This is a genomic window from Serratia sp. J2 (assembly GCF_046269175.1).
Classification (GTDB): domain Bacteria; phylum Pseudomonadota; class Gammaproteobacteria; order Enterobacterales; family Enterobacteriaceae; genus Chania; species Chania fonticola_C.
This window is the reverse complement of sequence record NZ_JBKABN010000025.1, coordinates 42,545-56,062: the sequence shown is the minus strand read 5'-3', so window position 1 is coordinate 56,062 and position 13,518 is coordinate 42,545. Positions and strand designations below refer to the sequence as shown.

8 protein-coding genes and 1 pseudogene are annotated in these 13,518 nt (G+C 49.8%); all 9 read right to left on the bottom strand.

Going from position 1 to position 13,518, the window contains the following annotated elements; translation table 11 throughout:
- Window positions 1-72: 72 nt before the first annotated feature.
- Window positions 73-2,448 (bottom strand): phosphotransferase, encoded by a 2,376-nt coding sequence (locus ACKWMY_RS21915; protein ID WP_409487029.1) that lies wholly within the window; start codon window positions 2,446-2,448, stop codon window positions 73-75.
- 17 nt (window positions 2,449-2,465) lie between these two features.
- Window positions 2,466-3,407, bottom strand: a complete 942-nt coding sequence (locus ACKWMY_RS21910) for a UbiA family prenyltransferase (protein WP_409487028.1) — start codon at window positions 3,405-3,407, stop codon at window positions 2,466-2,468.
- Window positions 3,408-3,450: 43 nt separating this feature from the next.
- The gene (locus ACKWMY_RS21905; RefSeq protein WP_409487038.1) at window positions 3,451-3,927 is read right to left on the bottom strand and encodes an ABC transporter permease; all 477 of its coding nucleotides are present in this window, start codon (window positions 3,925-3,927) and stop codon (window positions 3,451-3,453) included.
- A gap of 51 nt (window positions 3,928-3,978) precedes the next feature.
- Window positions 3,979-4,125: pseudogene (locus ACKWMY_RS21900) on the bottom strand (ATP-binding cassette domain-containing protein); the annotation flags it as partial.
- 1,254 nt (window positions 4,126-5,379) lie between these two features.
- Entirely contained in the window at window positions 5,380-6,753 is a 1,374-nt protein-coding gene (locus ACKWMY_RS21895; protein ID WP_409487027.1) for a DUF3999 family protein, read from the bottom strand.
- The gene (locus tag ACKWMY_RS21890) at window positions 6,750-9,521 is read right to left on the bottom strand and encodes a DUF2339 domain-containing protein (protein WP_409487026.1); all 2,772 of its coding nucleotides are present in this window, start codon (window positions 9,519-9,521) and stop codon (window positions 6,750-6,752) included. Before ACKWMY_RS21890 ends, ACKWMY_RS21895 begins: the two co-directional genes overlap by 4 nt.
- Window positions 9,522-9,624: 103 nt before the next feature.
- Window positions 9,625-11,082, bottom strand: coding sequence for an EmmdR/YeeO family multidrug/toxin efflux MATE transporter (locus tag ACKWMY_RS21885; RefSeq protein ID WP_024528198.1), 1,458 nt, complete (start codon window positions 11,080-11,082; stop codon window positions 9,625-9,627).
- Between the two features lie 731 nt (window positions 11,083-11,813).
- Window positions 11,814-12,287 (bottom strand): FidL-like protein, encoded by a 474-nt coding sequence (locus ACKWMY_RS21880; protein ID WP_098929743.1) that lies wholly within the window; start codon window positions 12,285-12,287, stop codon window positions 11,814-11,816.
- 8 nt (window positions 12,288-12,295) lie between these two features.
- Window positions 12,296-13,111, bottom strand: a complete 816-nt coding sequence (locus ACKWMY_RS21875) for a transcriptional regulator (protein ID WP_409487025.1) — start codon at window positions 13,109-13,111, stop codon at window positions 12,296-12,298.
- Between the last annotated feature and the right edge of the window lie 407 nt (window positions 13,112-13,518).

The following is a 13,518-nucleotide window of genomic DNA, read 5'->3' as shown; positions in this document are numbered from 1 at the left end:
ATCAGATCGGGTCAGTTGCCCAACAGAAGAACTTCTGACCAATCTTGCACGCCTCTCCTTGGCTAAAATGAATTAAGTGGTGCTGTGAGCTCGTGTCAGTTCAATAAGTTTTCGCAGGGTCTGCATAGCTCGATCGATAAACGGATAGGGGCTGACGTGGTGTACCATTAAATAGAATGGAATACGCCGTAGCCAAAAATCATGCAGTGCCAGCACGTAACCTCTCTGCCACTGAATGGCATCAACAGCGCTTTGGCTATGGTGCTCTAGCTGCTGGCGGTGAAATTCGAGGTAGTGCGCCACCGCCTCAGCGCTAATATCTGCCTGCTGAGTAAAAACCAACAGCTCGACCAAATCCCTCTGAGGCAGGTGCAGCGTGGCCAGTTCCCAATCCCAGCAGCATAGCTCCAGCCCCTCATCACACTGCCGAAAGGCAATATTGCGCGGATTAAAATCGTTATGTACCAGCGTGCGTGGCATCTGCTCTATTTCGCTGCACCAGATTTCTATGCTGGCTACCCATGACAAGAAATCGTCATGCTCTGAAGGGGTAAAGTAGTGGGCTAAGTTTTGGGCCATAAAACCCGCAAATGCCTGTAGCAGGGGACGTTGCGCCAGAGTGTTCTCTTTGCCCTGCGGGCTGATTTCAGGGAATTGCTGTAACAGCGCGCCCTCCTGCCCCAGCCAAACAGCATGGATTTCTGCAATACCAGCGATTGCTACTTCAATATGGCGGGGTTGCCATAAGCCGATGCCGTTGGCGGAATCCATCAGCACTAAATCGTGTAGGTGCTCTTCAATCAAGGCATAGGTGCGCGTTTTGTCATCACGAATAACACCATAAACCTTTGGCATATACCGCGTCAGACGTGGATCCTGCTGATTCATTACCGCCACTTCGCGGCTGTGGGTGTTAACAAACTCTATCAGGTGTGTCGCATCTGAAAGAGCCTGAAGCAGAACCGGTGAACTCTTCCCGGCAAAAAACTTCATCATTGTGAAGATGTCTTGATCCAGAGGCTTGAGCTTCAGCATCACCGGAATATCCTGCCGTGCCGCATTGGTCAAAGTACCGGGAAACAGCCCCATCAGCCTGTCCGAGTGTTCGGTGCTGAGGGTGGTTAACAGACTGTATTTTTCGTCTGAACCTGCCGATATAGCAGCAGATACCGGCAGTTTACTGCCCCAGACCGGGTTATAGGATGCGGAGTGGAAGAAAGCGAGATTGAGCTCCGCCAATGTGGTGGGAGCGGCGGCAAGGTGTGGGCGGTTGCGCCCCAGCTTCTCATGGGATTTGGCAAATTCATCTGCCGCGATAGCGGACAGCGTGGAAATATCCAGGGCAAGGCAATAGCTGGCAATAATTTCCGCCAGCTTGCTGGTACCGTCCGGCCCACTACAGCCTAACATGTTCAAACATTCACGCTGATGAGGGAGATAAGTGCCGCCGCCAACGGTACCTATGACCAGAGAAGGCAATGTGATGCTGCAATAAAGCGCCCCCTCGTTGTTCAGCTCCATGCGTAAATGAGCTACGGAAGATTCATGGATGCAGGCAATATCCTGCCCTAGGGCAGTAAACAGTGCCGCAATAACATTAGCAACGTTGATATTCACACCGACCATACCGGCAGCTATGGCGCCTTCCACAGCACGGTGGTAAGCATTAACTAACTGAACAGGAGTGACCCGCAGGATGGATTGACACACTCTGGCACTCAGGTACACCTCGGCAATCACCCGCGTACCCCGGCCGTGGATCAGCGACTGATAAGAGACTTTCTTATCGCTGGATAAATTACCATCGATCATAAAGTGATGAGGCTTAAGATCAGTGGTCGTCGCCAGCTTCTCCTGGATCCACCGGCAGACATGCCAGGTGCAGGTTGTCGTCATATTCTGCCCGGCGGCAGCACCTGTTTCATAGATAAAGTGTAGGTGTACACTGCGCCCGATAATCTGAGGTGTTAAGGCCACCAACTGCGCATAACGAGAGTGGCTGGAAATTTCGCTGCGTAACTCATCGAGATAGTTGACTACCCAATGACTGAACTCCAGCGCCTCTGTCACACTGAGAAATTCAAAGTGTGGCACACGCATCATACGCTGGCCCAGCACCCTGGCCATGGCACCGCCAGAACGGGTAATCGCCGTGGCGCCCCGTGAAATAGAAGCGATCAATGCCCCTTCCGTTGTCGCAAACGGGGCGTAGAACAGCCCCTGAGCGTGCAGCCCGTTGATTTGCAGCGGGCCACCAATACCTACAGGGACTTCCACCGAGCCAATAAACCCTTCAATGTTGTTGGATAGCGCGGTGGCATCAAACGAGTTCTGGGCAACCTTATCCAGCGAACACTGCATGTGCTTTGACAGATAGGCTAAACGCTGCTGCCGGGCTTTTTCCGTATAGGTATACAGATGACGTGGTGACAGACCTTTCATCGACATGATAATATCCTTAAATATCAAACTATTATGGAGTTTAAAATCGTTATTGCACACACCAGATAACCAACGGCCAGGTAGAGGCCAACAATGGCTTCATTGCGCTTTCGGTTGCGAATATAGGGGTGATGTAAAAACGTAACGAGCTGATACAGGGTTAAAATATAGAAAATCACTAACGGGATTAGGGATAAGAAAGGAACATTCCCGATAGTCGCCATAATCAACTCTAGCTGGATGAGCAGCATCACAGAAATCAGTATGTTCAGAATGATAAAAATGGTTTTTATCCCATAAATTGAGGAGTAGGTAGGGATCTCTTGCCTATCTTCATCCGGGCCTTTAAATTTACGAGTGATTTCGAAAATAAATCCCGCAGTAAAAGAGAGAAGCATCAATATTTGCATCGGAGCGCTGAGCGTAACGCCAGGAACCGCTATATTGGCCAGCCACAAGATGATTAACGGCATCACCAACATATGGGAGATGGCATAACAGGTCAGGTATTGATTGAGCCACTGACCAATAAAGAACTCTTTACCCATCAGGCATGTCCAGGCGAATAGCAGCACCCACGCCAAGGTCGCCCCAGCGATACCCCCATCAATGGCCATACTGGCGAAAAGCTGTAGTACAATACAACCTGCACCGACAAATTTAAGATGTTTGAGCGTAATCAATCCCCGTTGAAGAACCCGCTGAGGATGGTGCTCACAATCGATGAGATAATCCTTATGTTCGTCAAAAATTCGCAACAGCAGAAAATAGGACCAGGATAGTAGGCAGCCTATAATAATATTCCATGAGAAAATCACTTCCCTCTTTTCTGAACTGGCCGCCACGGCATAAGCGACAATAAACAGCAGAACAAAGAAGGGGGCATTCGGCAGTGGAAAACGCTCGTGTACCCATAGCATAAAGCGCCATACCAGCGGCTTTTCATATAATCCATTATCTTTCATAAATCACTTCCATCGGGTTTTGAAATCGGGATAGCGGTATTAATTAATCAAGAGTGCGGTGGTGGAAATAGAGGCCTATGAGCATAAATCCGCAGGTAAATCCGATCAGCGGCCAAACATCTGACCCCATCTCAAAGATGGTGTTACCCTTCAGGATCACGCCACGGGCCAGCCGGATAAAATAGGTCATAGGTAAAAAACAACCAATAACCTGCGCCCACTCTGGCATCCCCCGGAACGGGAACATAAATCCGGTCAACAACACCGAAGGTAAAAAATAGAAGAAAGTGAGTTGCATTGACTGCAACTGGTTTTTAGCAAAGGCGGACAGCGCAGCTTCAGGCAAGTTTCTGTTTAACACCCGTTCCGACAGCATATTCGCGGCCATCAGCGGTTGAATAATGGCTACCGGTTCGGTGGCGTCAGCCTCAATCAGCATACTGGCTTTTTCACCGCGCAATAATTTATGACTAAAGTCAGAGGGGAAATTAATAACAAACTGTACTTTTCCCTGTGCCAACGCCTCTGCCGCCTGTTGCTCCGTGGCCAATTCCGTTTTAAAAGAGAAATAACCGGAATTATGTAGCGCATACAACATTTGCCAAAACTCCTGCCGGGCGTTAGGGTCAACCCCTGCAGTGGGTTCATCCAGCAACAAGAGTTTCGGGTTATGCAGCAGGCTGGCGGAGAGTGCCAACCGCTGCTTCCAACCGCCGGAACCCACTCCCCGACCTGATAAAAAGTGTCAAATACTTGCGCGTTTACCAAGGAAGCGCGTGTCATTTGATCCAGTGCCCACTTGCTTTGATTAAGCACCGACTTTGCCGCTTCAATACGGGCTGTTTGAGCCCGTTGTTGAGCATCGCGGGCGGGGAGTTCATCAGCGGAAAGGCGATTTTGTAACTCCTCAACTACCGCTGCTTTTTGATTATAGTCCGAGCGGTAGGCTTCCAGTTCAAACTCAGAAATAGCCCCGCATTTTGCCTGTTTTTCATTACGTGCCAGTTTTGAATGGGCGAGCCGCGTTGCAATAATGGCACCGTTGAGCTGGGCTCGCAGAACATCTAATTCCGTTTTTCTTCTACCAGACTGTAAATCCACAAGCGTGGATTGTTCTATATCTAACTGATGCTGCACCTGTAAGTAGCGCTGGGTTTCACGTTCATTATCCAAAGCAAACAATAAAGCATCAGATTGAATTCGATCGCCTTTTTTGACATAGAGATTTTTTAGCATACCAGAGACTGGGGCGGCAATATACATAAATTCCCCCTCGACATCCCCCTGGATCAACAGATCATTCTTATTATCACAGGCAGAAAGCAACCATGACATTAGAGTGCACGCTATTATCTTTTTAAATCTAATAGCGATACTCAGCGACAAATAGAGCATCAGGGAATTATCCTTTTCCATAACACCATAATAATTAAGCAGTAAGACAAAACCGTTTTACATACCCGAGCGATTCTCCCGTTAAGCTACTGGTCGTGGCTGCATCCTAAATGCAGCATACGATTTCAGGGAGCAGACTGCTTACACCACTTCATCAGCAATGAGTAGGAAGCAAAGAATAGCCATGATATCTATATCGGTCAACATTATTAGTTAATGAAATCAATACCTATAACGGGCAGCCGAATATCCACCGACTGGAAATACTGAATATATAAGAATTTATTAGAATACTCTTTAAATCATAACCCAGTTACTTTAATCAATGGCAGGTTATTAATTTTCAGTGGTTTTATTATGGTATTTAGCTATTAGTACCGAAGTAAAAATGCCCATACATCAATATAAATCAGACCCACCTGAGGTAAAACTGATCCTACCTACGAACAATGGGCACCATCTTTACTGGATAGCGCCTTAGCCTATAGGGCGCTTCTATATCTATAAATGCACAAGGGGCAACGCCACCGCGTCACCCCTTGTTTTCTATCCCACCAGCCAGCAATCACCTGCCCTATTACGGCTTCTGCTGAACCTCTTTCCACAGCTTCAAGGCCAGCAACACTAAACCACCCGCCCCTAGAACCAGCAGGAGCCAGAGCAGGCCTTTCTTCCACATGCTGGCCTCTTCTGCGGCATCCACCGAGCTCAAGCGTTCGGTGCCGCCTAGGGTCACTTGAGATTGCAACCCGGCCTGTGGCAATGCATCGGCATCTATCGTTTTACGCAGCTCTGCCGGGATCAGGCTATCTAAAGGGATCGCCTGAGGCTGGGCCGCTTTATTTCCCCACGCCAGCAGGAATGGTGTGGTTCCCTGGGCATTGAATATCAAGGTTTGGCTATCGCGCTCCGCCTTAACCTCTGGCAGCGAATCGCCCCATTGCTGGTTGATGCCTTTCAAACGAATACCCTGCACCAGTAAGCCATTCATCGGGATTGCCTCTGCGGTGCGGCCATTCACCGAGAACACCACCTGCTTGGTCAGAGGGTGCCAATTGTCACTGGCTGCGCTGCGGTAATCGATCTCGAGTGGCAGCACCGTATTCCCTTGCGTCGGCCGAATGCTGATATTGTTCAAGGGCTGAGGATTCGGCCAGCTATATTCAGCCTCACTGGCCGAAATGGCTTTTTGGTTGAAGGTCAGGCCGATCCTTTGCTGTTCGGTGTGTCTGGAGGCCGCAATCCCCTGTACTGACTGGATCTTCAAATCAGGGGCCGTTTTGGCATCGTTGAACACCAATAGCAGATAACGAGGTCTGGCATAGTCATCAAGATCGATGGTATCCAACAGCAACCGATCGCTGCCGGAGACCAGATCCATCAAGGGCACATCCTCAGCGCTGCTCGACCAGTCTTTTAAATCGCTGCTATAAAACAGGCTAACGCGGGTCTGCCAATTCTCGGGCAGACGCTCCCAGGACAGTTTCAGCTGGGTCAGGCGGGGATAGTTGCCCTCATGCTGCGGGATCTCCAGCAGATAGGTGTTCCCCATTGGCTTGTCACTATCCACTGGCAAGGTCACTTCAACACCACCTGCGGATTTTAACGAAATCACCTGCTGTTCCTGATTGGTGACCCTTTTGCCATTCATTGGGAACAGGCGCAGAGGGAAAGTCTGGCTATTCTCCTGAGTGGTGACGTTCGCGGCCAGCGCAAAGGGGACAGCCTGCCCCTGATTGTTGAACACCCGCACATCGCGCAGATCTGGCCAAACGCTCTCGGTATACACCGCCTCAGGCAGTTCAATACGGAAAAACGGCGCGCTGCCTTCAGTGGCTAGCGAGATGCCATAGGCGAAATCCTGCGGTTTTTCAGCTACCGGCTGCGCATTGGCTACACCAGCCAGACAAAGTGACCCCAGCAGCAACCCGTTATTCAATTTTACTTTCATACATTCCCTCGTTCGCTTGCCACATTGGGTTCCTTACCGCGCACCGCTTTGGGTGGCAATGGGGAAAAATATCCCACGATCAACACCAGTATCGCCACGCCGATAAACGCGATGGCACGAGCCAATCCACCACCCCGGGCGCTATCCACCAGCATCAGTTTAACAATGACGATACCGAGCAACGCCGCACCGCCAAACCAGACCTCACGTTGTCCACGGCGGGTTGATAGCACCATGACGATCAGCGCTATCAGCATCCACAGCAAAGCGAAGGTGGTCTGTACCAGGCGCGAGCCCCAGAGCGTATCGGCCCGCCAGGCAATATCGGCGTAATAGGCCAGCGCACGCAGAACCGCCCCATTGCCCCACCAGAAAAGCACTGCGATAGTAAACAGCGGCAGCGCCTGTCGCAGCAATGCGGCAAATTGCGGGTATTCCCGCCGGATAAACAGCCCCAGGGTCACCAGCGCCAAGAGTGCAAAACCAGCGCCCTCTTCCAACGGGTTTAACAGCGGCAAATAACGCCAGCCTAGACTGACCCCATCAAACACGTTGCCTACCAGCAACAGCAGCAGAGCCAACGCCGCCAATGGAGCCAAGGCAATCGCACCATACAACTGACGATGCTCGGCAAACGGCCAGCATCCTTTGCGCAGCGCACCATGTGTAGCCAGGATGATCAGGGAGAGGAAGCCCATTTGCAGGCCCAGTTGCCACTCATCCATGCCCCATGGCAAGCGCATCGTGCGCCAAAAGACTTCATAACCCAGCGCAAACACCACCATCCAGAACAGCGACAGGTGTAACCCTTGCTGCATACGCAGTAACCGCAGAGAGCCCGCTTCACGCTTCAGCAGCCAGTACGCCACCGGCAAGGCCAGCAACCAGACCAGATTCGGCCAGCCGAAGGACAATAAAGAATCAAAGTCAACCAATTGGAACATCAGCATGGCCAACATGCCCGGCCACAGCAGCCAAATGCTATAACGCAGTTCGAGCCAGGCCAGCCTTTGTGCCACCCAACGCCAAAGCACTACGGATAGCGTCAACAAGGCCAACGCCAGGAAGGCTCCATAACCATAGTTGAGCGGCAATCGGCCAGCAAAACCGAGCAGGCAAACCAGCCAGAGCAGGATGCCGCCAGCCAGGAAGGAACGGCTGACAACCTGTCTGAATGCGGCTTCGCTCTCCAGATCGCGCCAGAGGAATGCCACCGCGAGCCAAGTTAATGCCAGTACGGCGAACACAAACGTGAAGGAGAGCGTCGTCATTCCAGCGCCAAGAGCGACCAGGGCAGAAGCCAAGGCCAGCACCAACAGACCAGAACCGCTGAGGCTCATGCGGATTTGCTTTTGCTCACGACCAAGCCACAGAATGCCCAGCCCTTCCAGCGCCCAAGCCATGGATGTCCACTCAGCAGACAGTGCCAATGGGATCGCCAGCGTAGTGAACACCCCGCCCAGCGCCAAACCGGAGACCGCCAACATACGGCCCAGGGATGGGTAGCGCTTCAATGCTGCCCAGGCCAGTAACAGGTAAGCCAAACCGAAGCCCAGCGCCGAGAACGCCGGGCCAAACTCCCACTGGCGAACGATCAGATACTGCATGCCAAAACCGATTAACGGCGGGCCAAACAGCAGCGCGCCATCGATAATCTTCTCGCCAGGCAACTGTGCGCGCAGAGTCAAAGCCAGGCATAGCACGCCAAAAATCACGATATTGGCAATCAGGAACAGCTGGCAACCCAGGTAGTATTCCGGCAGGTAGTTGTTTACTCCCCACATCCCAGCGACGCCAAAGGAAAAAACAAAACCCAGCAGGTTAAGTGGCCGCCACGGTTGCCAGACGCTGATCGCCAAAATGCCCAGCGAAAGCAGCAGGTAATAGGAGAATAGCGCGATATAACTGCCGCCACCGGTGGACAGCAACAACGGTGAAAGGTAGCCACCAATGCTGGCAAGCATCGCCAGGCTGAGGGCGCGCTGCAATACGGCCAGCCCCACGCTGGCGGCGCAGATCACCAGCATCAGGCCAAATGCCAGCATATGGGGCAACAGTTGATAAAGCCGGAAGGCACCAAATACGGTGATATAGAGCGCGCCAACCGCGCCCCCTTGCAGGATCAGGGCATACATCGTCTGTTTAACACGCAGACGCCAGCCAAACCACAGTAAAACGCCGCTCGCCACCGCCGCGCCCATTAACCTGAACTCAATAGGCAACATGTCGCGTTCAACGGTGTATTTCATCAGGTAGGCCAAACCGAAGAACAGCAGCAAGACCCCCAGCTTCGCCAACGGGTTGCCTTGCATAAACCAGCCCACCAGCCCGCTGAGCAGGTCGTTTTTCGGTTGCTGCGGCTTATCAATGGCGGGTTTATCAGAAACAGGTGGGTGAGGGATGGTTGTTACTGGTGCGGGTGGTTTTGGAACTGCAGACTCCCATGGCGATATAACCGAAGGGGGGGCGGCCATGTCAGCTGCGGGTTTAACGGTAGACTGTTGTGCCGCATGCGCCGCAAAGTCATGCCTTGTCTTCGCAGCCACAGGTTGCGCCTGAGAAACGGGCGTTGGCGTTGGCCACGATCTCCCGGTTTCCTCGAAGCGGAGATCATCCACCTGTTTTTGCAACTGGGTGATGGTCAGTGTCAGTTGGGCAATTTCCCGCTGGTTACGGTTGCCACGGCCAAGCGATACCACCACAGAAATGGGTAATACCACCAGGCACAGGAACAACGCCAAGCCAGCGATAAATATCAATCCATCCATGGTGCACCTTTAGATCATTTATCGTGGCATCAGTCTTACACCAAAACATAACCGCCGACAATGGATTGATACCGCCAACCCGGCTCAGGCTAATAAAATACCGTTAGCTTGGTGGCTGTTCTTCGGCTGACTCTGGCTGGTTTTTTCTCAGGCGTGGATATTTCCATAACCAGCGCCCGCTGACCATACGCCAATAGAAGAAGACTCCACGCACGGCCCAGTCCAAGAACATCCCCAGCCAGACACCCACCACGCCCATACCAAGCACGATGCCCAGGATATAGCCAGCGACCACTCGACAGCCCCACATGCCCAACATCGTCACCCACATGGCAAACCGGACATCACGTGCGCCCTTCAACCCGGCGGGTAACACCCAGGACGCGGCCCAAATCGGCATAAACGCGGCGTTGAGCCAAATCAGGATTTTGACCACCTCTTTAACATCGTCTTCCTGGGTATAAAATGAGGCAAACAGCCCGGCAAAGGGGGCGGTTCCCCAGGCAATCACCGTCAGGCCAATCGTCGCCAGCCAAAAGACGTGCTTCATCTGCCGCTCGGCCTGAGCAATTTGCCCTTTCCCCAGACGCCTACCGACGATAATGGTCGAAGCAGATCCCAAGGCATTCCCCGGCAGGTTAATCAGGGCCGCGATAGAGAAAGCGATAAAGTTACCGGCGATGACGTTGGTCCCCATCCCCGCCACAAACATTTGTGTCAGCAGCTTGCCAGCGTTGAACAGCACCGATTCGATACTGGCGGGAATACCAATCCCCAGCACCTCACGCAGTATGCTGCTGTTGAGTGGCGTAAAATAGCTTTTGAGCGTAATACGCAGCGCCGGATTAAAGCCCACCGCCAGAACGGCAATAATGGCGATCGCGCCGATATAGCGGGCAATGGTCAGCCCCAGCCCCGCGCCAACAAAACCCAGGCCTTGCCAGCTAAATACCCCATAAATCAGCGTACTGCTGATGAGGATGTTGAGGATATTCATACCGCCATTGATCAACAGCGGGATCTTGGTGTTACCCGCCCCACGCAGGGCGCCGCTACCAATCAGGGCGATGGCGGCTGCCGGATAGCTCCAGACGGTGGTTTGCAGATAAGAGAGCGCCAGCGCTTTGACTTCGGGCGTGGCTTCACCGGCGATCACGTTAATGATCTGTTGCCCGGCTAAATGGATCCCAACCGCCAGCAGCACCGCCAGCACGGTCATTAATACCAGCGACTGGCGTGCCGCCGCCCGCGCCCGTTTGCGATCGCGAGTGCCAAGGCTAAAGGCCACAACCACTGTAGTACCCAGATCCACCGCCGCGAAAAAGGCCATGATGACCATGTTGAAGCTGTCTGCCAGGCCAACGCCTGCCATCGACTCTTTGCCGAGCCAACTCACCAGGAAGGTGCTGAGGACCCCCATCAGCAGTACGCAGGTGTTCTCTAGAAAGATCGGTACTGCCAGTGGCGTGATTTCGCGCCAAAAAAGCACCCGATAGCTTTTTCGCTTGGCATACCAATGCGTCTTGGCAACGCGCTGGGGCAGTAGCCCGTGTAAGTTCAAGGTTGACCTGTAGCAAGGAAGTGAAACGTCGTTTCAAATGATGATTTATCGGCGCTTATTCTGCAAGGCATTTTTTGGGTTGTGTATTCAATAAGTTGATACCGCTTCAAACGTAATACTCTTGTTCAATGGAAGTACCGATGATCCTGTTTTGCATGTCGGATGATTTTGAATACCCCTACGTCTTACAATTGAGGCGTTCAACATATTGAGTATTTGACCCGGCGGTGTCTACTTTAAAAGAATCGATAAAATAGTTGGGCCGAAAAATTGATGTATGCAGTTTTCCTGGTCAGGTGTGGTCTTCTTTCCCCTGGCCGGGATCACTCTTTCCGATGTCTGCTCTTCTCGGAAGGTCTCCGCCAGCTCTGGGCCGTGGTTTTCGTTCTCGGGTAAAGTTGGAAAGTCACAATTGCGATACTGCTTGCCCCGGCAGAACCTGGCTTCGTAATGCAGCCTGTCTACCGTCTGGTTTTCAAGACAATTTTTCCAGTAGAACCAGTTGAGCGAATTAGCATTTCACCTCTGCGATAAAATTTTTTATTTTTCACTGCATTACCCGTTTAGCTCAGAGGTGAACATATCACCTCTGTTTAGGTAGCCAAATTCAGTGTGCCACTACGCTGTAGCTGGAAGACTCAGGTATTCCGTGCGTCGGCGAGAACCCTATTTCTGGGCACAGGTGGTTACTATATTCCTCTTCATTCCCTGAAGCTAATTGCAGATGTCACCTAATTTTCTGTGCGTACGCATACTAACAGTGGATTAGAAAGCGACTGAAGTAATATTGCATTTTTGTTCAATTCCCTCACCTCAGAGTAAAATTCAACACCTGTAGACTTCGGGAAAACATATTTCAGCCATAAATCCTCTGGAAGCTCATCTCTTTTATCAATTTCTTCACGACTTATTTCTACTTTATAATTATTTTTCAATCCTGATTTTTTGATAGTAAAAAATAGCGTTCTGCTTACAAGATAGTCTTTATCATTCTGTTTAATTGTTCCTGTCATTGATACCAGCCCTTCAGTAGGTAACGTCAATATGAGATTGTCATGCAGATTTAGCTCAACATGATTACTATCCTGTTCGACAAGTGCAATCAAATGAGCATCGCAGCGAAAGGGTTTGCTGCTATAATTTTTATGATAAAATGAGCCGCATAAAGCGACGATAAATAGCAACGAAATAATAATTTTTTTCATTTATAAGCTTACCTGACAATTTTATAATTTTCGCAATTCTGATAATGGCCATCATCGATAGGGTAACAAACAGCCATAAAACGAACCGTCAATACGTTACTGCCTTGGCGTGTGTCAGTGTAATAAATTTCAACGGGCTCATTGTTACAGTCCACTTTCTTTTTTTTGATCATATCTTGCACATGCTCAATAAAATTGGAGCGAGTGGGGGTGTTACTTAAGCTATGGATGCTACATTTCCCGATGGTGGTAACCGGGCGAATAACTTCGCTTTGAAGCAAGATCGTGAGAGTGATACCTACAGTAACAGCAGTCACAAGTATACCTATACCAGCGACAAGGACGCTTGTTTTCGGCCCACTTTGTTTTTGTACCTTGTCTGCTTGATCTTCTGATGGAGATAGGACATGTTCATTAATTTGTGGTGAGGATTCATCCATAATGGCCACATTTTCAACTTCTGTCTTCATCTCTTCGACTAATTTATCTTTTTTATTTGCCGGGTGAATTTCCGCCTCCATTCTGAAACCTATTTTCGGCACGGTGACAATGATTTCCCTATCGAACCCCAGATTTGAGAAAGCTTTCCTTAACTCACTGATGTTGTTATTCAAGGTGGCCACTGATGTTGAAAACCCATAATCTGCCCACACTTTTTTAATAATATCCTCTCGAGCAAGAGTGATATTGTTGTTAATAATTAGCTCGCATAACAATCGATTAGCGGGTTTTGATAACTCCATGGATAAAGTGTCATCGTTTTTTAGAGCTAGCATTCTGGTGTTAGAGTCAAAAAAAAGAACAAGATTAATTATATATTTCATATAGATAGGAATCTTCTTGGTGTTGAAATTTAAACTCCAAGGACTTGAAATAGTCCTTTTGTGCTGAGCATAATTTATTTTAGATGTCTACCAAGAGTCAACCATTGATTACTATATTTATTTTTTATTTAAAAAAATCACATAATGAATAAAATTAAACACTAAAAAAAATCATTATTAAATACTATATTAGCATAAAATGCTTAATTTTTTGATTAAAAAAGAGAAATATTCTTAATGTTAAAATTAAGCAGTATTAAATATAAATATAATTTCTTTGGCAGTAAACTTTATTGAGTTATCGAAGCACAGTGAAGCCGTGCGAATAACAAATATTTTTCTCCAGAGAAGGTTTTATAGGAAACACCAATGAACAGGTATTTTTTGCTACAACGCCCTCTAGCGTG

What these genes read in the sequence shown, in the direction of transcription:
- ACKWMY_RS21915 (WP_409487029.1), bottom strand. Translation starts at nt 2,448, where the DNA reads ATGTCGATGAAAGGTCTGTCACCACGTCATCTGTATACCTATACGGAA.
- ACKWMY_RS21910 (WP_409487028.1), bottom strand. Translation starts at nt 3,407, where the DNA reads ATGAAAGATAATGGATTATATGAAAAGCCGCTGGTATGGCGCTTTATG.
- ACKWMY_RS21895 (WP_409487027.1), bottom strand. Translation starts at nt 6,753, where the DNA reads ATGAAAGTAAAATTGAATAACGGGTTGCTGCTGGGGTCACTTTGTCTG.
- ACKWMY_RS21890 (WP_409487026.1), bottom strand. Translation starts at nt 9,521, where the DNA reads ATGGATGGATTGATATTTATCGCTGGCTTGGCGTTGTTCCTGTGCCTG.
- ACKWMY_RS21880 (WP_098929743.1), bottom strand. Translation starts at nt 12,287, where the DNA reads ATGAAAAAAATTATTATTTCGTTGCTATTTATCGTCGCTTTATGCGGC.
- ACKWMY_RS21875 (WP_409487025.1), bottom strand. Translation starts at nt 13,111, where the DNA reads ATGAAATATATAATTAATCTTGTTCTTTTTTTTGACTCTAACACCAGA.